This is a genomic window from Pedobacter sp. AW31-3R, from assembly GCF_052180285.1.
Classification (GTDB): domain Bacteria; phylum Bacteroidota; class Bacteroidia; order Sphingobacteriales; family Sphingobacteriaceae; genus Pedobacter.
The window spans coordinates 1,639,675-1,663,344 of record NZ_CP197475.1 but is presented as its reverse complement, the minus strand read 5'-3'; the positions used below and the strand labels follow the sequence as shown (position 1 = coordinate 1,663,344).

General features: G+C 42.0%; 16 protein-coding genes. 5 read left to right on the top strand and 11 right to left on the bottom strand.

Going from position 1 to position 23,670, the window contains the following annotated elements; translation table 11 throughout:
• Nucleotides 1–72: 72 nt before the first annotated feature.
• The 3 genes from ACSBL2_RS06850 to ACSBL2_RS06840 all read right to left on the bottom strand — a co-directional run bounded on the left by ACSBL2_RS06850 (nt 73) and on the right by ACSBL2_RS06840 (nt 6,709).
• A complete protein-coding gene (locus tag ACSBL2_RS06850) occupies nt 73–4,536 on the bottom strand; it encodes a chemotaxis protein CheB (RefSeq protein WP_442590934.1) in 4,464 nt (1,487 codons plus the stop codon).
• A gap of 22 nt (nt 4,537–4,558) precedes the next feature.
• A complete protein-coding gene (locus ACSBL2_RS06845; protein WP_442590933.1) occupies nt 4,559–6,088 on the bottom strand; it encodes a GAF domain-containing protein in 1,530 nt (509 codons plus the stop codon).
• Nucleotides 6,089–6,184: 96 nt separating this feature from the next.
• Nucleotides 6,185–6,709, bottom strand: a complete 525-nt coding sequence (locus ACSBL2_RS06840; protein WP_442590932.1) for an STM3941 family protein — start codon at nt 6,707–6,709, stop codon at nt 6,185–6,187.
• A 347-nt stretch (nt 6,710–7,056) separates the two neighbouring features.
• Here ACSBL2_RS06840 and ACSBL2_RS06835 point away from each other — a divergent pair, with 347 nt between their 5' ends.
• The 4 genes from ACSBL2_RS06835 (at nt 7,057) to ACSBL2_RS06820 (ending at nt 9,003) form a co-directional block, all read left to right on the top strand.
• The gene (locus ACSBL2_RS06835) at nt 7,057–7,653 is read left to right on the top strand and encodes a Crp/Fnr family transcriptional regulator (RefSeq protein ID WP_442590931.1); all 597 of its coding nucleotides are present in this window, start codon (nt 7,057–7,059) and stop codon (nt 7,651–7,653) included.
• A 203-nt stretch (nt 7,654–7,856) separates the two neighbouring features.
• Nucleotides 7,857–8,312, top strand: a complete 456-nt coding sequence (locus ACSBL2_RS06830; RefSeq protein ID WP_442590930.1) for a MauE/DoxX family redox-associated membrane protein — start codon at nt 7,857–7,859, stop codon at nt 8,310–8,312.
• A gap of 51 nt (nt 8,313–8,363) precedes the next feature.
• Entirely contained in the window at nt 8,364–8,654 is a 291-nt protein-coding gene (locus ACSBL2_RS06825; protein ID WP_442590929.1) for a hypothetical protein, read from the top strand.
• Nucleotides 8,655–8,712: 58 nt separating this feature from the next.
• Nucleotides 8,713–9,003 (top strand): hypothetical protein, encoded by a 291-nt coding sequence (locus tag ACSBL2_RS06820; RefSeq protein ID WP_442590928.1) that lies wholly within the window; start codon nt 8,713–8,715, stop codon nt 9,001–9,003.
• A 219-nt stretch (nt 9,004–9,222) separates the two neighbouring features.
• On the opposite strand, the gene ACSBL2_RS06815 is transcribed toward ACSBL2_RS06820, so the two are convergent.
• The 8 genes from ACSBL2_RS06815 to ACSBL2_RS06780 form a co-directional block, all read right to left on the bottom strand.
• Nucleotides 9,223–10,581, bottom strand: a complete 1,359-nt coding sequence (locus ACSBL2_RS06815; RefSeq protein WP_442590927.1) for a RagB/SusD family nutrient uptake outer membrane protein — start codon at nt 10,579–10,581, stop codon at nt 9,223–9,225.
• Between the two features lie 36 nt (nt 10,582–10,617).
• Nucleotides 10,618–14,154, bottom strand: a complete 3,537-nt coding sequence (locus ACSBL2_RS06810; RefSeq protein ID WP_442590926.1) for a SusC/RagA family TonB-linked outer membrane protein — start codon at nt 14,152–14,154, stop codon at nt 10,618–10,620.
• Nucleotides 14,155–14,290: 136 nt separating this feature from the next.
• Nucleotides 14,291–15,493, bottom strand: a complete 1,203-nt coding sequence (locus ACSBL2_RS06805) for a FecR family protein (protein WP_442590925.1) — start codon at nt 15,491–15,493, stop codon at nt 14,291–14,293.
• 69 nt (nt 15,494–15,562) lie between these two features.
• Nucleotides 15,563–16,207, bottom strand: a complete 645-nt coding sequence (locus ACSBL2_RS06800; protein WP_442590924.1) for a sigma-70 family RNA polymerase sigma factor — start codon at nt 16,205–16,207, stop codon at nt 15,563–15,565.
• A 159-nt stretch (nt 16,208–16,366) separates the two neighbouring features.
• Nucleotides 16,367–16,705: a n-acetylglutamate synthase gene (locus tag ACSBL2_RS06795; protein ID WP_442590923.1), complete on the bottom strand. Its 339-nt coding sequence runs from the start codon at nt 16,703–16,705 to the stop codon at nt 16,367–16,369.
• Between the two features lie 188 nt (nt 16,706–16,893).
• Nucleotides 16,894–20,298 carry an ATP-binding protein gene (locus ACSBL2_RS06790; protein ID WP_442590922.1) on the bottom strand — a complete coding sequence of 1,135 codons (3,405 nt, stop codon included), beginning with the start codon at nt 20,296–20,298 and terminating at the stop codon, nt 16,894–16,896.
• Nucleotides 20,291–20,863: a DUF4194 domain-containing protein gene (locus ACSBL2_RS06785; protein ID WP_442590921.1), complete on the bottom strand. Its 573-nt coding sequence runs from the start codon at nt 20,861–20,863 to the stop codon at nt 20,291–20,293. The genes ACSBL2_RS06790 and ACSBL2_RS06785 overlap by 8 nt, the downstream gene beginning before the upstream one ends.
• The gene (locus ACSBL2_RS06780; protein WP_442590920.1) at nt 20,860–22,320 is read right to left on the bottom strand and encodes a DUF3375 domain-containing protein; all 1,461 of its coding nucleotides are present in this window, start codon (nt 22,318–22,320) and stop codon (nt 20,860–20,862) included. Before ACSBL2_RS06780 ends, ACSBL2_RS06785 begins: the two co-directional genes overlap by 4 nt.
• Nucleotides 22,321–22,687: 367 nt before the next feature.
• Here ACSBL2_RS06780 and ACSBL2_RS06775 point away from each other — a divergent pair, with 367 nt between their 5' ends.
• A complete protein-coding gene (locus ACSBL2_RS06775; RefSeq protein ID WP_442590919.1) occupies nt 22,688–23,482 on the top strand; it encodes a methyltransferase domain-containing protein in 795 nt (264 codons plus the stop codon).
• Nucleotides 23,483–23,670: the final 188 nt, after the last annotated feature.

Here is a 23,670-nt window from a genome sequence, read left to right as displayed (position 1 = left end):
GGTTTGCCCAAAGTTAAGTATCCAATGTTAGGGGAATATTAATTTATATCCTGGCTACCATGATTGCGATCATTAATCTGCGGTTCCCTTCACAGGAATCAGGAACCAAAACTCAGAGCCTTCATTTTCCACACTGTTCACTCCTATGGTTCCTCCATGGCGTTGTACAATCTCCGAGGAGATATACAATCCAAGGCCCAGTCCGGAAATCATGGATGAGGTATCCTGCACACGGAAAAAACGATCAAATACCTGTTCCAGTTTGTCTTCCGGGATGCCAACACCAAAATCTTTTACACTGATCTTTAACTGATCATCTATCAGCTGTGTAGATATAATCGCCCGTTTTGCTCCCGGAGAGTATTTAATTGCATTTGATAACAGGTTGTTGATCACCTGCTCAATCCTATGTTTATCTGCGTACACTTCAATATCATCTGCATGGGCGACTACAATCTGGTGTTCCTCTACATTCTGAATATCTTCCACACATTGTTCCACCAGTTCTTTGATATGGAAACTGGCATAGTTAAATTGCATTTTACCTGCCTGTATCTTGGTGACATCCAATAAATCATTGACCAGCGAAGTTAAATTTCCCAGCTGCCGGTAGGCCTTATCCACAAATGTCAGCATTTTATTATCCGGTTCTCTACCTCCCAGCCGCAGTGCGAGTTGCAGAAATCCCTGTATACTGGTGATGGGGGTTTTCAGTTCGTGACTGGCAATACTCATGAATTCATCCTTACGCTGCATCAGTTCCTTTGTAGCCTGTTGTGCCTTGAGCAAGTCAGTCACCTCAAATCCAAAAAATGCAATTCCGTCAATTTCGCCCTCCTCTGTAAATACAGGTGCCATAATAAAATCAAACCAATAGTCCGAGATTTCATCATTCACCGGATTCACCCGGTTAATCTGTACCGCTTTCGCGACATGTGATTCTCCGCTTTTTAAGACCAGCTGCTCAATTTCCAGAATTCTGTTGTCTACATAATCCGGATGGACACTGGCGGAAGTCCGTCCGATATAATTCTCATAGCCATTAAATTCGATAAAGGCATTGTTCACAAATTCATAGACCAGGTCTTTTCCCCTCCGTATACTGATCAGTGCGGGCGCATTCTTAAAAATACTGTAAAATTCATCCTGTTGTTTACTGATCAGGCTTTGCAGTTCATTCCTTCTTCGCTCAGCCTCTACCTGTCTGGTAATATCAATCATGGACCCCACCATCCGGAAAGGGGTATGGAAATCATCCTGCATAATCGTACCCCGGTCGAGGATAATGGCATAATCCCCATTCTGTTTTTTCAGCCTGTATTCGGCAGACCATTGTTTCTCATTGCTGTTAATCGCAGCATATACGCTATCCTGGACCATTTTCCGGTCGTCCGTATGAATTTTATCCAGCCAAAAGCTCAGGTTACTGGTCTCCGCATTATTTTCATAGCCAAACATGGATACAAAATTATCACTGCGCCACATCGTGTTATCCACCAGGCTCCAGTCCCATATGGTATCATTAGTTGCCCTGGAAACCTGTTTGAAACGTTCTTCACTTTCAGAAAGTTCCTGTGTACGTTCGTCCACCTTTTGTTCCAGCTCTGCATTCAGGCGCCTCAATGTTTCCCTGGCCGTGATCAACTCATTATAATTCTTTTTCAGTTTATAATCCGCATTTTTCTGGTCAGTAATATCCGTCAGTGTAGCGGCAAATCCGTCCGACATTTTCACCGCGACCAGGTGATACCAGCGTTCGTCTGCCGTCTTGATCTCTGTTTCCAAAGCATTGCCTTTCTCCACCAGCTGAATATACTTTTGAAATAAATTACCTGCTGTTAATTCGGGAATCTGTTTCACCAGCATGGCCTCATTCAGCGCTTCTTTTTCTTTTTTAAGCAAGCTGAGTGCGGCATCATTAAAGGAAATACATTTAAAGTCGACTATAAAATGATCATGGTTCCTCAGGGCGGTGAAAGCTAAAATACCACTTAAACTGGCATTAAATACTCCGGTGATCATATTGTTCAGCTCAGTGATATGGGAGATATCTACAAACGTGATCACCACCCCATCCTTATGCTTATCCTTCCGGAGGTAGGGCATAATGCGCATCAGGCTTCGGTTACCATTTTTAAGCAACACTTCCTTTTCTACCACATGGCCGCTGATTAAAACGGAACGGATATCACCCGACAGGTTTTCTGCCTTTATATTATTTGATATATGGTCAATAGACCTGCCAATATCTGCATCAATCATGTTTACCATACTGATGGCAGCAGGGTTAAATTTACGGATAAACAAGCCTGCATCGAGAAAAACCTGACCAATATCAGTACTTCTGAAATAGTTATCCAGGTCATCGTTCAGCTCCACGAGTTCCTTGATTTTCACCTGGTGCTCTGTATTCAGGGTATGTAGCTCCTCATTTAAGGATTGTAACTCTTCATTGCTTGACTGAAGTTCTTCATTCGCGGAAAGCAATTCCTCGTTGGTAGACTGAAGTTCTTCATTTGTGGTTTCCATTTCCTCCACTGCCATCTGCAGATTGCTGCGTGTCTCATTCAGCTCCGCTTCCAGCTCATAAATATATTCATTGTGCTGATCGCCTGTCAAGGCTGGTAAGGTTAGATCTTCCGTTTCGGGAATCATCTCGGTCATACTCTCCGAGAAAACAATCATCGTCAGCTCCCCTTCTTCTTCAGGCGGCTGTATCGAAATATTCAGGTACACATAATCGGTATCCTTCCTGATACGTAACCGGCTGAGGTGTACCTTTTCATGATCTTTCCATACTTTACGCAATGCCGTATTCAGCACAATGGAAATCTCTTTGGGAACCATTTTTAAGATATTCAACTCTATTTTCTGGTCGGGCAGGGAAAGAAATTTACGGTAATTGCCTACAGCTTCCTGAATAAGATATAATTTATCAATAAATAACCCAACATACCCAAGGTCTGCCGTGATAAACTTATTGAAACGCTTTTCTACAAGGGTTAATGGCAGCTCTGTACTTTTACTTTTTTCCTTCTGTGCCAGTAATCTTCCGCTGGTATTATAGGTATTATAAGAGGAATAATTAATCAGTCCCGACTTCTGGTAAACTTTCCATTTACCGGAAACTTCTGTTATCCCATCTTTTAATGCATGGGCTGTTTCACTTGAGCCCAGGAACAGGTAACCTCCTTTGTTCAGCGAAAAATGGAAGGTAGACAGTACTTTCTCCTGCAGGATACTGTTCATGTAGATGAGCATATTCCTGCAGCTGACCAGGTCATTTTTTATAAAGGGAGGTGATTTGATGACATCATGCCTGGCAAAAACCACTTGCTTGCGTATTTCCGGTATAACGCTATAGAACTTTCCTTCCTGGACAAAATACTTTTTTAAGATTGCAGCGGGAATTTCTTTCTTAATGCCAAGGTCGTACTGATTTCTTGAAGCGATTTCAATACTTTTCTCGTCAATATCAGAAGCAAAAATTTTCACCTCCAACCGACGGTCTGCCTTCTCCAGGCATTCATTGATCAGGATAGCCATGGTATACGCTTCCTGACCAGTGCTACAGGCGCACACCCAGACCTTAATCGGTTCCCTATCCACTTTATTTTGGATGATATCAGGAATAATACTCTTCTGGAGCAACTCAAAGGCTTGCTTATCCCTGAAAAACTTGGTGACACCGATCAGGAAATCCTGTCCAAGGACCTGGACTTCTTTAGGGTTATCCTGAAGGAAGCGGACATAACCATCCAGCTTTTTATAGCCGTTTTCATTCATCCGGCGACCAATACGCCTGATAATCGTTGCTGTTTTATAAAGGTTAAAATCGTTTCCGCTCTGCTGATGAACCATCGTGAAAATCTCATCGAGCAGTGCTTCATCAATTTGTCCGTTTTGTAACACCTTAACAGGCTCTTCATTTACATAATTGAACAGTTCTTCATATATTCTGCGTGGGGGAAGGATAAAATCGATATCACCGGAAGCAATGGCGCTATTGGGCATCCCATCGAATTTGGCTGTAGCAGGCTCCTGTACAATGACCATCCCGCCACATTCTTTTATACTGTGGATACCTTTAGTCCCATCCGTACCTGTTCCGGAAAGGATAATGGCGATGGCCTTATCCCTTTTATCTTCCGCAAGGGTATGTAAAAAAGTATCAATCGCCGTATTTGGTGCTTTAACCTGAGATTTATCGGCAAGTTTTAACCTGCCCTTACTCACGGTCATGAGCTTATTGTTCGGAATAATATAGACGCAATCCTGCTGGATCATCATATCGTGGGCAGCTTCAAACACCTTCATATGGGTATGTTTAGCCACCAGCTCCACAAGCAGACTTTTATAATCAGAAGAAAGATGCTGTATCACCACAAAAGAGAAGCTGGAACTCTCCGGCATATGGTCAAAAAACTCATGTATCGCTTCCAGTCCGCCAGCAGACGCACCTATGGCAACAATGTATTTATCGTACCTTTTTGGTAGTATGCCTGTATTACGTTCCGTATCTTCAGCTTTAATCATTGGTAATTTCGTAATTTTTCTTTTAGTTCAGTAACTGTTTTGTTCTAAATTCAAACAGGAAGGAGCGCAGTGATTCTGCTACTTCCAGCTCCTGTTTTTTCCAGGACAAAGAATGCTTCAACACGGTTTGTATCCATAATTTAAACGAATTCCGCGGATGATAGTTTTTACCATCCTTTTCGAAATTTATGGCCTGGTTAGGGTCTCCTCCCCATTTGATATCTTCCACCAGTTCCGGCCTGAAACATACCAGGAAATCACCCTTATCACTATCAATAGGAATAAATAACAAGCCGCTTACCCTGTCGGCATAAGCAATTGCATCTTCATACAGTCCTACCAGATGGTCGGTCGAAAATACCTTACTAAAATTCTTTCCTTCCAGCCAAAGCATTAGATTCTCCAGGTCATCCTTTTCCGGAGCCAGTCCTTTGATCTCTATCCGGCCATTTAAACTGATCACTGCTCCCGTTGCCTGAAAAAGGTCCAGCACATCTGCCTGGTCATCTTTCAGCAAACCATCAACCACATTTTCCTCTGCATAGACCAGATCCGTTAAGGCCATCCTTTTTTGCTGCAGGTCGCCCGAAAGGCTATATTCTTCCTTATTCAGGATCAGTGTGATTCTGTTGGAGATCACATCAGAAAGCCACTCAAAGATGGAACAAACCTCATAATTCAGGTATTTATGATCAATATGGTGGCAGGAAATCAGTCCCCATAACATCTCATTATGAATGACTCTGATAGACATAGAGGCATTGATATTCATATTTTTCATATACTCCAGGTGTACTGCAGCCACTCCCCTGAGATTACATGCGGAAAGATCAGTAAAGGCATTGGTCACAGGATTGATTACCGGATATAGCCTTACAGGCTGATATTCCCTGTTTGGGATCAGGCGATACGGGTTTGTCAGGTAAAGTGCCCTTGCCTGTTTGGGAACATCTGAAGCAGGAAAGGTTTGCCCCAGGTAATGTTCCAGGCGATCATCCTTCTCTTCAGCAATTACAGTTCCGTTCCAGTCACTGTCGAAGCGGTACATCAGAATACCATCAAAGCCTGATAAGCGCCTGAGTTCATGTACTGCAGCATCACAAACCTCCTGTACGGTATTGGCCTGTTCAATAGCTGCAGAAATATATTTCACTTCCTGAAAGACATCAGAAAATTTCCTGTTCCCCAAGTCGGAAACTTTCTCCAGCTCTATAATTAAATAATCTGTTTTGATATGAAGTAAGGCATGGTAATCGACCGGATTAAAGGACGCATGCAGGGTAAACGTCAATGGAATTTTATGGGTTACGCCCTTTTTCAGCACCTGCCTCACCTTTTCCAGATCTTCTTCTTTTATATAATCAGAAAGGGGTGTACCGATGATTTCCTGAATACTTTTGCCCAGGATGGCCGCATTATTTTCGCTTGCCTGAAGGACACTTAAATCCTTCATATCCAAGACCAAAAGATAGCCATAGTCCTGTATAGAATTGATATGGTGTAAAGGTAAACTTCCGCAAAAGTCAGAATCGAAATTTCGTTTTTCAGCCATTTTTTGTGATCCGGGATTGAGTTTTAATTCAGAATTCCAGATTTAATACCAAACAATGTACCAATTATTTTTAAAGCCCACAAAAAAACTGCAGTTTCAGGATCTCCTGCCAGCGGCATAATGTGCTATGCTTTTCTGCAATTCCAAAGGTTCCAATTCCAGTTCCGAGGCAGTGAGGTAAATGGTGAGATTTCCGTTTTTATCCTGAACACCTTTTAACATCATTGCCGAAATATGCTTACGGATAACCGGGAGATAATGATCAGGGTTCCCCACCTGAAGGGTAACCAGCGTATCTCCGCCAATGCGGTCAAGACTAATATTCTTGATATCCTCCCACCTGATTAATCCGGCAGCCTTACTCAGGGAAGTAACTTTTGAGACGATTCCTTCCTGATTAAGTACTATTTGTGGGTCAGTATCATTGTAAGCGATGAGCATTTTGATCAGGTAAACACTGAGGAATAAAATAAAAACCAGAGATATAGCGATGCCCTTAGCCAGGATCACATCAGAGAATACGCCTGTACTGTACAATAAAATGCCCGTCAGTACCAGAATTAAGCCTGCATAAACGAGAATAAGATTTCCTGATTTTTTTTTATCCTTATAAAATTCCATTTTCCGAAGGTTAGGTATCCTATCACTATACAAAAGCTTTACCAATTCACTCAGCGCAGCCAAATTAAAGACATTTGGCAGTCCATAAGTCTAAACCTTTGTGGTCATTCATGGCAGGGATGACTAAATTTTCAATAGCACAAATTGATCGTATGGCCATTGAGGTCAAAGCTTCCCTCCTTTCATACCGGGACATTTGTCCCATTATTTTCCGGAGAACGCCCAAATGCCCGTACAAACATCAGGGCACCGATATAAACACCTACCATGCTGCGTTTTATACGCAATAATAATTATTTTTGTTATTGCGGTTTATTTTAAACGTACACACCCATCGCTCAAACCACATGATCAAACATCGATTATACGAAGCCCTTTTGGACTGTAAGAACTTCCCTAATGAGCTGCGCGACAACCACAAACGTGAAGAATTTATACAGTTTATGGATGCGCAGCTCTGTTTCAGCTATCTTGAAAAAAACCAGCTGTTACTTACTCCGGGAAATATCGCAGACCAGGTGTATTTTCTGGACTGGGGAGCTGCCAAAGGATACTTTAAAGATGATGACAATAAACAGCATATCTTATATCTGTGGGATGAACAGACCTTTATTACTGATACCTTAAGTTTTTTCCTTGCCAGCCCCTCAAACCTTTATATTGAAATTACACAGGAAAGCTTTGTTATTTCTATCTCTAAACAAAAATTAAACGAATCCATTACCTCTTTTCCCTGTTTAAAGCCACTTATAGAAGCCATATTGTTCAATGATTTCATTTCTTGCCGAAAAAGGATCATGGACCTGATCTCCCTGCCCTCAACCGACCGCTATTATAAACTGAAGCAGGCCATTCCCAAAGTAGGCTTAAAGTTCCAGCAACAGGAAATAGCCTCTTTCCTTGGCATCAGTCGCCAAACCATCTCCAGATCAAAAAAAAGCTAATGTAGCTCCGTAACAGCTATCCACCATTTCCATGCTTTAAGAAAACCTTTGTACACTTAAACCCCATCAGCAACCTTCTTCCCCTCGGCCATTATGGAGTGTTACAATGTCACCTGAACTTGTTTAAAAGGTACTGTTGTTTGATCAAAAGCAACACAACCAAGAGGAATATCCTTTTTAAATTAGTTCTATAATTTACAGCTATGGAAACCGTATTAAAAAAAATTCCAGTAACGAAGTTATCTGGGAAAACCAGGAGGAATTTATTGGTATTTGTGACTAACGTATTTATACTCTTATTTGTATATACTGCAGTCAGCAAAATAATAACCTTCCACACCTTCAGCTTAATTTTAAGCAAATCTGTTCTGATAGGAAGTTTCTCCACATGGGTGGCTTATTTTATCCCTTCAACAGAAATACTACTAAGCATTTTGCTGATTATTCCAAGAACCAATAGAATTGCACTCATCGGTTCTTTTGTACTTATGCTGCTATTTACCTGCTACCTGGTCTACATGATCTATTTTGAGACCACACATACCTGCAATTGCGGTGGGGTACTGACCATTCTTACCTGGAAACAGCATCTCCTTCTAAACCTTGTTCTTACAGGATTATCCGCTACCGGAATTTTTTTAAGTCCTAAAAAGCCATAAAAGGAGGAATCCTTTCTAAAAAAGAATTACTAACAACCTAAATAATATAATATGAAAAGTTTAATTTTTGGCTTGCTCGCCACTACTGTAGGTATGGGCTCGAGCGTTTTGAATCATGGAGAGTATTTTGGCCGTAGACCATTTCTTGTGACTACCTATTATCAGACTCACATCGGATTTTACGATGTGAACTATCCTACGGACCAGATCTGTACGGCAGAATCCATTTATCCCTGCACAATTACCTATATTTTCGATCCGGGTTTATGGAATTTTTTCTACAGCAACAGACCTACCACCCTCCGTCTGGAGTCTCTTGCAAAGGGTACTTATGAATTGTAGGTATACGCCGCCCGTATATCTTTCATAAAAATGTTATTCACCTCAACACTAAACAATAATGAAAAAAATTATTTCAAGTATGTGCATCGCACTGGTCGCTATCGCTTTAAGTGCTTTTACCGCCACTGAACCAAAAAATCTCAATAAATTAGTAAAGGTCTACTTTCAGCAACCAAACGGGAGATACATCAGCAATCCCGAACTGGGTTTATGTATGACTTCAACAGCTGTCCATGCCTGCACTTTATATTATCCGAATTCAAGTCCCGGCGACGAGCAGTTTTTTTATAACAACAGGCCGGCAGGTGCAGTTATTGAATCAGAAAGAGGATTCTATGAATCTTTGTAAGGATTGAAGGGTAAGAATGACCCGGCATCTGGTGGTCATTTAATATCCACCACATCATCCAATCGCCGAAAAAATCAAAAGGCTGTGTCATCTGATACAGCCTTTTGATTGATGCAGGTCACCCTTCTCTGTCTAAAATTGTCAGTTTATGACTCAGCTGAACCCTAATCCCTACACCTCTAACCCGGTCAAATCCTCCAGGAGGATTCATGATAACCATTAACGGATATTCTGCTGGATTTTGCTGAGCAGAATTTCATCCAATGGAATAGGCATTACATATAACGGACTATTGGGTGCTAAAGAATACATCTGTCCCTCAACATTCCTGCGTAGGGTGATGTCCCTTCCTTCCAGGTTCAGACGTTTCAGATCAGTCCATCTCAAAGATCTCCATATCAATGCTTTCCGGCGTTCAGTTAAAATTTTATCAAGTGCCATGCTGGAATTTGCAGCAGTAATTGCCTTGAACCCACCAGATACATACCTGGTTTTAACCAGTGTATTCAAAAATAACAGGGCATCATCTTTCTGCTGTCTCCTGGCCAGACATTCCGCTTTAATGAGATAGAGCTCATCTGTCGCCAATCCGGTAAACGGATATCCGATAGAGTTTATTCCTTTAATAATCGCATGACCAACCGGACTAAGTTTAAAATAAATCTTCAGCCGCAAATCTTTAGGTTCGTATAAATTGATGAGCAATGGATCAATACCATATAAGGGAGCTGAACCCACAGTGGTGGAACTGTAGGCCATAATTTGTTGAGAGTAATAAATGGTTTCCACGCTATTTACGGTAAAAGAAGAACGGTTAGTGATTGGAAGGGTATTGAAATCCACCAGAACAGCGTATAAATTCATCGCCTTGTCAGCATACCATTCTGCCAAATCATATTTTCTCATGCTCAGGTAGACCCGGGCAAGGAAAGCAAAAGCAGCGACCTGCGAAGGCCTGTTCTTCTTTTCCGGATTAAAATTTTGTTCCAGCAGCTCCCCGGCAGCTAAAGCATCCCTAATAATCTGGTCGTAAGTTGCCTGTACAGAGCTGCGTGGCTGCGTTTCATCAATCGCTGAGCTTAATTTTAAGGGCACACCTAAATCAGTTGCGGCCGTTGCCGCATCATAGGCCTTAGAGAAGATGCTGACCAGGGCGTAGAAAGCATAAGCCCTGGAAAATAATGCCCGGCCCTGAATGTGTTGCATCTCGAGGTCATTGCTGATATCTTTTTTAGCCAGCAGATCAATCACACTATTGCTATAAAACACGGTGGTGTAGGGAGCAGACCAATCCTTGATTTTGGTTTCTGCACCATACAGGTCCTTTAACCACAGGTAGGCGTTCCGCTGTGTCACGGAACTGATCGCCTGCCATGATTGGAGATCAGGAATAAAATATTCATCTGCAGATATCTGCGCCAATCCGGGTGTACTGTTCATGACCTCCGTATTGTCCAGCAGGTTTTCAAAGTCCTTTACCGTCGCAGGTTGAACAATATCGCTGTCTGGCTTCAAGTCTAATTTTTTTCCACAGGAAAAAATGACACTTATAATGAGTAATGAAATAATCCTTTTCATTTCTAAATAATTATTAATATAATACACGATCAGTAACTACAGCATAAAATTAAGTCCCAATGAACAGCTGAATGGTTGCGGGATACCGGATGTTCCATAATCCGGGTCTATATTCCATTTATTCTGACACCAGAGGACGCCCAGGTTTTTGGCATACAGGAAAACGTTTGCACTTTTAAAATGCGATTTCAGACCAGCCTTAAAGGGGAATAGATAAGAGAGCCTGATATCCTGGAGACGAAGGTGATCGCCTTTTTCTATGACATCTTCTGAATTTTCAAAAAAGCCATAACTCAGATCTCCCGGATAAGTCAGGACAGGAATCTTCGTGTGATTTTCATCACCGGGATGCTGCCACCGTTTATCATAATTTAAATATTGATAGTCATAGGTGCTCCCCGAGAATACCTGGTACCGCTTAAAAAAATAGGCCAGTTTATAACTTAAGTTAACAGAGAGTTCTATATTCTTATAGCTGAACGTATTGATCAAACTCCCGAAATATTTGGGTGTTGCCGAACCATGGTATTTCAGCTCTGCAGGATCCAGTGACATCAGGATTGAAGTATAATTTTTACTTACCTGATGATCTAAATATCCCTGTGGTTCTCCGTTTGCATCTAAACCTGCTGAAGGAAAACTGAAAACAGCATAATAGGGATAGCCAACTAAGGGATTTCTATAATTACTCTGAACAATATCCAGATTTGCCGTCTGTTTAATATCATAGGTAGTCACCTTATCCGTATTGTAATTGAACAGAAATGAAGTGGTCCACTGAAAAGCCCTGACAAGGTTCCTGGTATTGACGACTACATCAACTCCTTTGGTGCATACACTGGCTCCATTTCCCCTGAATTCAGCAACGCCTGATTGCATGGCAACAGGCAAATTACCAATAAGATCCACCGCATTCTTCCGATAAAAATCTATGTTGCCGGAAATCCTGTTGTTCCTGAACTGATAATCCAGGCCTGCATTCCATGTTTTGACCCTCTCCCATCTCAGCGATGGATTCGGCGGATTAATGATGATCGCATACAAACTCCCAAAAGGGTTTTTCACACTATAATTCTGAATGGTGAGGTAACCTGATACGGTCTTGTCGACATTCCCATTGTGTCCATACGTCAGCCTCAGTTTTAAAGAGGGAAGCCAATCGAATGGATAAGACTTTTCACGGTTAACAATCCAGGATACCCCCGCAGAATATAGTGGCACCCCTCTTTTTGCTTTGATGCCAAATATATTGGATTCATCCTTTCTGACACTTCCGGACAGGAGATACTTATTGCGGTACATATAGGAAAAATTCCCGTAAAAAGATTGGGTGATATTGATGTTCTCCCGGAGAACAGGAGCTGTAGAAATAAATACCGATGAAAAGGGAGAATAATAATAAGAATAAGACTTCATGGGATTGATACTGTTATTCTGGTTTTGAAGGGTTTCCTTATGGTATCCATAAAAAATCTGGTTATTTACCTCATTTCTGCTGTCACTCCCTTCATACCCTGCAAGTGCATTCAACTCGTGATCTTTCCAGAATATCTTATTAAAATTCAACTGCACACGTAAGGTCTTGACATTCAGATCGGACAGATTCTCCTCCATGATATCACCCTGCGGTATCACCTTCGTGACCACTCCGTCAGTTATGGAACTAAATGTATTGATCAGGTTTCTTGTATAATAACTCTCCGCATCAGCATAGCGCAAAATATCATTTGTTTCCTTCAGGTATTGATAATGAGCAGACAAACTCAAACTTTCCAGCAGTTTATACCGGAGTCCAAGCTGAACCCTGTATTGAATGAGACTGCTGAAATTATCGGGTTTCATTTCATCCTTTGGACGGTAATACCAATCCAATAGTTTTCCCTTTCCGGCAGTATCCACATAAGATAGCCGTAGTGTATTGGCCACCGGCAATGAATTTCCATAATCATCTGCTAACCGGTCATAAGGAGTCAGCGGTGTGTATGAGCGATAAATGCTGTTGGTGTGGCTGGAGGAAAAATTGACATCGGTAGAAATATCCAATTTTTCTTTCAACAACGAAATGGTATTGCTGGCATTTAAGGTAAGCCTGTCAAAACTATTGGTGACATCGTTCTCCAGATTTTTATCAAATCCACCCGACAGGTAATAGGTATTATTTACGCCTCCTCCATTTAAATTTAACTGGTACTGTTGGTATACGCTATTTCTATAGGCATAGCGCAATAAATCGGAGCGGACATCATGTGATTTCAGTTCCTGGATACGTTTATCAAATTCGGTTTGTGTAAGCTCATTATTTTGTCGTTTGGCCATGAGTTCAACAGCTGGTGTCACGGCCATATAATCCGTATTCAGGCTACTGTTATAATATCCTTTAGAAAACAGGTACTGCTCCAGGTCAATATAGTCAGCAGGGCTCATGGTGGGAAGGTAATAGAGGTCGGGCTTGCCGGATGTGGTAAGTGTAGAAACCACTCCGATATTCAATCGCTGGTTTTTAGTCCCTTTCTTTGTGGTAATGACCAGAACGCCATTTCCCGACCTCGTTCCCCATATTGATGCGGCGGCTGCATCTTTTAATAAATCTATTGATTGAATATCTGCGGGATTGATCTGATTGATACTTCCGGAGTAAGGGATACCATCAACAATAATCAGGGGTTCTGCATTTCCAAAAATTGTGCTGCGTCCACGGATAGAAAGCGCAGCATTATTGGCACCGTTCTGCAGGTTACGGTTAATCAGCAGACTGCTGGTGATCCCTTCCAGTCGTTCAAGAATATTCACATTTGTTGATCTGTTGATTTCCTTGCTATCCAGGTGAGTGAAGGCACCGGTTGCCCTTTCCTTAGGTATATTTTGATAACCTGTAGCATACACGGTAACTGTTTGCAGGCTTGCCGAAACCGGAAGCATTGAAATTTCAGTAAACTGGTCATTTTTCAGAGAAACTTCAATACCCGAATAGCCCAAATAGGAAATCAGCAGTACATATTTACCTGTAAGAGGAACAGAAAGATAAAATTTTCCTGCGGTATCACTGGATACGACATTCGTCGTCCCTTTAAGCCTAATGAGCACATCGCTTAAAGGCAGTCCCTTTTCATCGATAATCCGCCCAGTAATAATGTTGGCATTATGATCTCTTAAAACCAGTTTCAGGGATGCTGCTGTCCTTTTTCCTCCGGCAGCAGAATTTTTCATAGGTTTCAGGGAGGACCTTACAATAATGGCCTGGTCAACGAACTTATAATCCAGGGAATTATCCCGCAGACATTGATCCAATACCGTTAACAGCGGTGTGTTATTGAAATTTGTATTCACAATGAGTGATTTTTTCACTAAGTCGGAACGCCAGGAATAAGAATAACCGGTCTGTTTCTGGATCTCCTTCATCACCTGCAACAAAGAGATGTTTTTCTTCTTCAGCGTAATTCGTTGTGCAGAAGCGCTGAAACTGATCTGCATAAATATCCCCAGCAGCAGGATAGAGACAAATTTAATCTTACAGGTAACTCCGGAAACAAAGTATCGGGTAAACTTTATAAAAGTGGTATGATTTTTATACATCTTAAGTGTATTTGGGTTGATTTTATTTTATTGTTAGTCGCAATAAGAATAGCAACAACCAGGTATTTCAAAGCCCTGATGTCTGTCGGGGCTTTGTATTTTCCGGTTCCTGCGGAACATCTGCTTCACCCGCGTTTCATCTGTAGACTTTCAGCTCCCTCCCTTCCATCCTAAAATGTATATCCTCCTTTTTCACCGGCACATCGCCGTTTTCCCCATATACGGCGCCGGTACTTTCCAATATTTTAAGTACGGTAGTCATGGAAGTGTATTTCGAAAATGACGCGGTGAATTTCTCCTCTTTCAATTGGCCATCCCCATAAGAGATGTTCACATCATACCAGCGGCCTATTTCTGCCATCACCTCTTCTAAGGGCTGATCAGTAAAAGTGAACAATCCATCTTTCCATGCAATGGCATCCGCAGGGTCTACTTTTTTGACATAAAAAGCATTCGGAGTCAATACAGCTTCCTCATTGGGAGCCAGTACCCTGAGATTTTCAGTAGGGGCATGACCAGAGGCACTGGTTAACGGAACAACTTGTACAGTTCCCTGAAGAAGGGTAGTTTTTGTCACGGCCTCATCGGCATAGCTGCTGATATTAAAGTGTGTGCCCAAAACTTCGACATTCTGCATTTTTGTACGCACCCGGAAAGCATGCAACTTATCTTTAAAAACTTCAAAATAAGCTTCTCCATTCAACTGCAGCCTACGGTCAGCAGCAGTAAAATCCACCGGAAAACTGATCGTAGAACCCGCATTCAGCCAAACTTTGGAATGGTCTGGCAATACCACAGCATACTGACCTCCATTGGGTGTTTCAATTTTATACTCACCTTGTCCCCTCTCCCTATAGATTTTTTGACTGTCTATGATTTCAAAGAGCAGTTCATTGTTGACTTTACGGATTTTCATTGCCCCATCCGTAGCAATTACCCCATTTCCAGCATCCACCAAATTGATCGTTCCCCCTTCCGGCAAAGTTAACATGGCCCTGTAACCACCGGGTACAACAGCCCTTCCATCGCCTCCCATGGAACGGTACAATAGAAAGGAAACCGACAAACAGATAATAAATAATGCAGTGTTCACTATACGGCTGTATTTTTTATAGAGGTAGACACTCCTTTTCAAAGTAGATATCCGATGCCTTGCCCTGGGGTATAGAATCAGCCGTAGACTGGCTTCTTTGTCAATCAGGAAATTTTCAGACAAAGTTAAAGAGGCATTCTTTTTCGACTGGTCAAGATACCAATTCTGTAAAAACACCCGTTCTTCTGGCGTACACAACTGATCTTCATACCTTTGCAGCAAGGCAATAACTTCATTTTTAGTCATCGTATTTGGTTTATTATAAACAATGGGGTTTATAATCTTATGACAACTTTCGCAAAGCCCAGAACTACATCAGTTCAAAATATTTTTTATCGGGTGACTCAGGAGCTCAGGTTTATCCATTACCTGGAGGGTAACCAATAACATCAGGTTAAAATGATGATTGATATCCGGATTATTTTTGAGCTTCCTGATCGCTCTTGATATGTGCGTACTCACTGTTGATGATGCAATGTTCAGTTCCTCAGCAATTTCCTGATTGGTCTTGTTTTCTTTATAGCTGAGCTTGAAAACCCGCTTCATTTCCGCAGGCATTCTTTCAATTTCCTGGTCGATCACCTGAATGAGTTCTTTAAGGATCAGGTTTTCATCGGTCTCATGTGTATCTGTAATCTCATAACCTGCAATAGATTCCAGGTAGTCTATTTTAAGCACCTTTCTTCTTTTAATCAGATTCAGTACCCGGTGAGTGATGGATACATGGAGATAAGCGGCTAAAGATTTATTGATATGTATATTTTCAATATGCTGGAATAAATGGGTGAGCAGGTCTTGAACAACACCTTTGGCCAGGTCCTCATCCCTGAGCATTTTATTGGCATGAACCAGCAAGTCAGGCCAGTAATGATTGTGGATGGTTGTAAATGCTTTACGGTCACCTTTCCTGTGCAGGAGCAGCAGTTCATCATCTGAAAGGTCATTATAATTGTGTGTCAAAATTATTCCTTCTAATTGCCTGTTGAACAATGCGTATTTTGCAAAGCATTTATATACGGAATAATCACTGTAAAGGTTTCACACTAAAGAAAGATATTAAATTGGTATCTATGGTTATTCATCAGGTATCATCAGATGATGAATGTTTGATGCTAAAACCTATTCTTCCTCAATAACGGAGTGTCCCTTAGAATAATCACCTGATGTCCATTGCCAGGTTTCATGAAGCCTGATCTTACCATTCGGCAGTAGCTCTGGAACAGATCTGCAAATCCCGGTCATGATCTCATTGTTTTCGTTCACCTGGTGATAACGCATATCAATTACCCCATTTTTGTCCACAAGACCTATCAGGTGGCCAACTTTTATCTGCCCGCCGGCATATTCAGAAGTTAAAATATTACCCGTCTGCTGATAATGGAAAACCGTATCTGCTGAGGTTTCCCCATTTTCACTATTGCTTACCGGACGGAAGGATTTATTATTATAATTAAACATTTAATGTAACGTAAAGAGCTTTAGAATATCAGAGCGTTCAATATAGTTAAACATTTCGTAAAAATTGCCTTCCATCATTTTTTGGAAGGCAATTTTTATATCCTATTGAACAGCCCGACCAACCTTACTGGCATTCCTGTTCATCGGAAACAATACCACATGATAGATAGTTCGAAAGCATCAGAAAGTTACAGCATCTCAGCCAATTGCTCCCTTTCCGCTTTAAACTGTTCTATAGGCATATCATACAGCCATGAATTACGTTCGTTCTTGCGTTCGGCAAAATGGATGAAAGAAATATCGTTTTCTACAATATGGATATTATCGCTCGGCGTAACCACCAATAACTGTAGGTGCAGCTGTTTACAAAGCGTAATCAGGTAACGTGCCTTATCCTCATCCTGCGCTTTAAAAGCCTCATCAATGGCAATAAAACGGAATGAATTGGTCTGAAGGCCTTCTTTGGTCAATCCAAACTGATACGCAATAGCCGATCCAAGGATGGTATACGTGAGCTGTGCCTTCTCTCCACCGGAAAGCTGGCCCATATTTTCATAGGTCTTGAATTTCTGCCCGGTTTCTTTATAGAACTCTTCCGCCTTATAGCTGAACCATCCACGTACATCCATCACCTTTTTGCGCCATTCTTCTTTCTCCAGCTTATGAATTAATGGTTCTATATGCTGTTCAAAATGTTGTCGTTTCCCTTCATCAAAGTTGTCCATTTCCTTGATGTTGGGAATGGCATTGCTCAGCAAACGCTTAAATTCTTTCACATCATCACTGATCCTGTCAGGAAATACCAGCTGAATATACGTCTTAGGTGTACTCTTGAAGTCAAGTTCTATCAATGCGTCATTCAACACCCTGATGTTTTCCCTGATGGCATCCGACCAGTTTTCAAAGAACATCCTGAAATCACCAATTTTATTGGTAATCGTTTCCTGAAGGTACTCATCAAATTTCTTCTCGTATTTCGGCAGGTTATCCTGCTGGAGACGTTGCAGGTATTTATTGTATTCCGTGATAAATTCAAGGTTGGTAGACTCAGGCAGACTATTCACATCGGAACGCCAGTCCCTGAACCTTAACACCACATCTTCCAGCGGATGTTTAAATGCATTAATTTTAATCCTTACCGCACTCTCCTTCACCATTTTTTCACGTTCTAACTTCAGTGTCTCCGTACGGTTGGCTTCAGTGAAAGTATTCCATGTATTCTTAAAGGCACTGTATTTCAGATTTTGCAGATCGGGCTGCTCCTCTTCAAAGGCAATCACCCCTTCAGGTTCATTCCCAATAAGTTCTACCGTCTGCTGATAAGCTACCAATTCCTTTTGCAGACTGGAAATCATTCCTTCCAATCCATATTTTTCGCGGTTCTTACCATCTTTTTCCAGTTCTGTTTTGTCGAGGTCTGCCTTGACCAGGTTCAGCTGGTCTTTTAATTCCCGGTTTTTGTCATTGGCCTTTTCCAGTTTTTGCTTCTGGTCCTGCTTCTGCTGAATTTCATCTATAAAAATGCTCCAGTTGATCTCTTCAAAGCTGAGGTACCCTGAAAGAAAAGCCGCCGCCTTGTCCTTCGATACTTCAATTTGCTGAATAACCTTTTCAATGGCTTTGACCTGCTGTTTACTGGCCGATTGTTTATCCTGCAACAGCTCAAGCTCTTTTTTTAACAGGTTCATTTTCTCTTTGTTGTCCCAGCCAAGAATAAAATTCTCTTTCCTGGAGACATGCGGACGGTCATCCTTTTCATGCTTTCCTTTTACCGCCTTGATCAATCCTTCAATGGTAATTGTTTTTTCCGTGAAGCGGTTAAATTCCTCCAGATTTTCTGCACAGTTATAATCAAACTGTCCTGCAATCAGGTCCTCCAGCCATTCTGCATAGGAGCTGTCATTTTTGAAATCAAGCTTATTGACCAGCAGGTTTTCCCCATATGACCGGCGTTTGAGGCTGCCGGCAGAAGTATATCCCTGGTAACGCTGATAGGTGATACGTCCCCTCAGATTGGTATTGTTCACATAGGCGTTGACTTCCTTATAATATTTCTCCGGCACCACCATGCGCAGGGCAAAGTTATGCAGTACCTTTTCTATGGCAGGCTCCCAAATAGATTCTTCTTCAGCTACCCGAATCAGCTCACCGATAAAGGGTACCTCATCTTTGGTGGCACCAATATGGGCAAGAATTTCATCCCTGATATCGGCCTCACGCCCGGAGATATTGTTCCTGTTTTTTTGGAGGGACTGGATCGTAGAAACCAGGCTTTCAATTTCTCCGGCAGTTTTCTCCTCCTCATTTTTTGCCAGCCGCATCAGTTCATCCTCCGCCTGTCTGCTCAGGTCACAGTCTGTCCTTTTATGACGGGCAATTTCCCTGGACTCCAGGAAAACTGTTTCATCAGGATTCAGAGGTAATTCCAGTTCAGCCGCGATGATATTATAACTGTCAAGCTTGTATTTACGCTGATTCCTGTTTTTTTCTGCCCTGCGTATTTCTTCCGCAATTTTTTCTATCTGCTGCTCCACTTCATCCCTGGCAATGGAAATGGAAAGGTCTCTTTCCTCCTTTTTCAGCCCATCGTTCTTTTCCCTCAGTTTCTCCAGATGATCCAATAGGGCACCCATCCTTGTTTTATAATTCTCCAGTTCCGTTTGAGTAAGGATAATTCCTTTCGCCGCAAACCAATAGACACCAAGTTCCTTATTGTTCAGCAGTGCCGTTAACTTTTTGCCGATTTCCTCCAGTTCCAGTGCCGCATCACGAATGGGAATCAACTGGGCAATCTGCTCTTTGGCTTTCTCAATATTAACTTTTGCATCCATCAGCGTTACAAAGCTGTCTTTGAGCTGCAGGAATTCCTGTTCCCCATCCAGTTGTTCCAGCATGTTTGCACGGATAAATTCGTCCAGGTCTTCCAGGACTTTCACACCTACCACCTGATTGAAAAGGCTTAAGGCCTTTGCTGAGCGCATACCCAGCAAATCTGACATCCGTTCGGCATATTTTACCGGGCCGTCCAGAAATTCAACCCTCTTTTTGGAATAGCCATAGTTGTACAGGCGTTCCAGCTTTCGCCTCCAGTTTCCTTTTCCATCAAACGGCACAAAGTCTTTTTCTATCTCCAGCGGAATGCGGCCTATACCAAAAGACCTTTTGAGTTCTCCATTGCTAAACCAGCGGACCTGGAATAGGGTAACCACCTGTCCATCGGTATTGGCAAAGGAAGCAAGCAATACGGAATAGGTGGTATGGTCTCTCAGGGTCTGTGTGGTGGTTCCGAGCTCCCCCTCTTTCTGAATGTTACCATAGTTACCATAGACATAACTCTCTTCGGTACGGTCGCCTTTTTTCTCTACCCCAGACGACTGATTGTAAAACCTGTCGTTTTTTATAGGAACCATGAGCGTGAGTAAGGCATCGATGAAGGTACTCTTTCCGGATGCATTGGCACCGGTAAGCAATGAATTGTTTCCCTGCGGGGAGATCCGGAAAATCTGGCCGTCAAATGTTCCCCAATTATAGAGTTCCATATACTGGAGCCTGAAACCTGCCTTATCTGAACTTGTGCTAAACAGACTATACATACTCCTCCAGGTTTATTTTGAATTCTTTCAGAATATCAAGTGTTACTTTATCTTTAATGACACGCTGTATCTGATACAGCGGATCAGGATCGGCATTGACCACCTTTAAATATCCCATGTCTACAATCTTATAGATGTAGCTGTCAAGTTCTTTGAGCAGCTTCACCCGGTTATACTTTTCCGGAAGGAAAAGTTCCAGCTCGTCTTTGATTCCGCTATGGAGGATAAACTTTTCGACCGACTGTACCTGTGTTGGATTATGGTCGAATTCTTCCAGTACCTGACGCAGTACCACCAGCACAATAGATGTTTCAAAGCCCATCTGCCTTTTGCTGATCAGTCCCAGGGTATTTCCTTCACTGTCTTCAAATTGTGTCAGGAATGCGCGGCCTTCATCTTTGCGCAGGATGAGTTCGAGACCCATAACGTTAATATAATCCTGTATATCATTCTGGTAGTACAGGATATCTTCCCATACGGAAGAACTGCTGTAGACGGTACCATTTTTCATTAGCTTGACTATAGCCCTGGAATATGGCTTTAAATTATTTTCGAAACTGCTCATTTAGTTAATATTACTTCGGGAACACTGATAGACTTCCGCTGTTCCCGGTCAAAAAATATGCGTTGCGCATTGTCGGCGTTTACCGTATGTTTAAAATCGCGGCTTACTGAGAGATACCCGAATAATTCCGGCAGGCCATCTTCGAGGCCCCCGTTCATCTCAATGATTTCCGACAGGGTAACCTGCGTTTTTTCAGAGAGTACAGTACGGATATTGGATCTGATCGCTTCCCTGTCTATTTTTTTCTGAGAAAACAGCTTACCAATATTTGATGCATTTAAAATGTCTTTATCGGCCATCTGCGGACGGTGTTCATACGTCACCTCTTCCGTTTGTTCGAACGTGAGGCGGCGCTCAAAGGGCACATGAATATCCGGTTCCATCTCCAGCATAAAACCGATATCAGGTCGTTGTTGCTGTTTTCCGGCTTCAATAAGGAGCATCTTGATTTCCTGAATCAGGTTTTTCGTGACCATAGCTCCGGTAGCTTCACTTTCCCTGATAATCCGGCCAAGCTTTTCCGCCATTTTATCATTGGCCTTGTATACTTTCTGGCCTGAAGCATGCAGGTATTTTTTCATATCCTTCAGGAAGAAATCGCCCACCCTGATTTTCCTTGCTTCCATGGTCTGGAACAATTCCTTACTCAGGGATGTCCATTCCTCCTGCAATTCAGGATTCAACAGGAAAGACCAAAAGGCATAAAAGCTTTTTCCCTGCTGACTCTCTTTCAGCTGGTCCAGTGCATCAAAGGTGAATTCCAGGATATGATCTTTGGTTAGGCTTCCTTCAGCGTGTTTGAGATAAATCTGCCGCGTAATTTCCCTGAAATTGAATTCTACTTCTTTGAAATCAGATAACAATTCTTTTGCCGTCTGCGTAAGCTGGTTAAATCGGGGAATGATCTCAAAATCCTGGTATACCTTCGCACCTTCTGCATCTTTCAACTGCTGAATCTCCTGTTCGATCTCCAGCTTTTTACTTTCCAGTAAGGCTATCCTTTTCTCCTGGTCTTCATCCGTAAATTCCACCAGGTTCCTCAGCTGACTGAAAATATCCTTAAACCTCGACTCGGTGCCAACAAATTCCTTTTTCTGGAGACTCATCAGCCAGTCGATCGTTTTACCGGAATGTGACGACATTTCATAGAAAACCTCACCTTTATCATCCTGATAATTCGTGAGAAAACCACTATCTGCCCATTTTCTTATGTATTTTTTTGCCTTGACCTCATACGTATCAAAAATCTCGATCTCATTGTCCTCATCACCCTCAATCTGCCTGAGATCCAGAAAATCTGAAAGCCGGCTGTGGACCTGATCAGAGGAGACCACCGTATCTCCATTGATAAAAGTCTGGAGGAGAAATTCAATTACAATCTCCCTATTCCTGAGTTTCAGTAAATCAACGCTTGGCGAACCTTTAAGAACCTCGAGTATTTTAGCACTATTCACCATAAACGGGCAACAATTTGAAAATCCATCTGCCAAAAATAAATTAAATTATTGGCCTGTATATACCAGAAAACACGGTTATTGCTTAATTAACTGATGAAGATCACTTTAAAATTTAGTATTCTCTAATTCTCAACAGGATACCTGTTTAATAAGTTGAAGCTGTCCGTCCCCTCCCTGTTCAGTTTACCGGTACTCCCGGAGCGATGACAGGAAAAAAGAGATCAGGGCCCATCTATGAACCACAGATAGCCTTCACAGAACCAGGTGATGATCTTCCCGGAGTTCTATAAAAACCGAACTGTGCAGTCACCCATAATCTATACTTTTTTAATTAACTTACCAGCAGAACATTAGAAACAAGAATGACATGAACAAGACGATTCATCGTGATCATCAGACCACCCATAAGATTTTTGACAACCGGAGCCTCGCTACGGACTACTCAACCTTGCTTCCCTTGTTAAAAAAGGGACTCCGTGTACTGGACGTTGGATGTGGAACCGGTGCCATATCGAGCGACATCGCGAAGTTAGTAGGCCCGGAAGGTTCGGTGACTGGCATTGACAATACAGAAAAGTTCATTGTCAGCGGAGCCGAAAGCTATAAAGAGACCACCAACCTTCTCCTTCTCCATAAAGACCTTTTCGATTTCAATGATACAGAGAAATTCGATCTCATTGTCTCTGCCCGTACCTTACAGTGGTTAAATAATCCATTGGAAGCTTTAAAGAAAATGAAAAACCTGCTGAAACCAGGGGGAAGGATTTCTATTCTGGATTATAATCATGAAAACCTGGCATGGCTCCCCTCTCCACCAGAAAGCATGCGGTCGTTTTATCAGACCTTTTTGAAATGGCGAAGTGATGCCGGGATGAATAACCATATCGCTGATGATCTGCAGGATTATTTTACATCAGCAGGTTTTGCTGGAGTGGAAGTATTGAATGCCGATGAGACGTATAAGAGAGGAGAAGATAATTTCCTGTCAAGGATAGGTATCTGGTCAAAAGTAGCGCAATCGACACAAATGGTAGAAGAAGGATATATTTCTGATGAGTTGAGATTAAAAGCCATTGAAGACTATGAAATTTGGATCCAACATGATGCACAACAGATGACCATGAAACTGAACGAAGTAAGAGGGATCTATATCCCTGTTTAAACAAACCTTTGACGTCCAATTGTACCCTGGTTAGCTCAAAATGCAAGCCTGTAGCATCAGGGCTGACCAGGGCAATATCCATTTGTGTAACCAGATATTTACATATAATTTGCACTAAAAAATCGCCTTTCTCAATTAAAATTCGCCATATCTCTATTGACAAATCGCTAAACATCAACAAAATAATG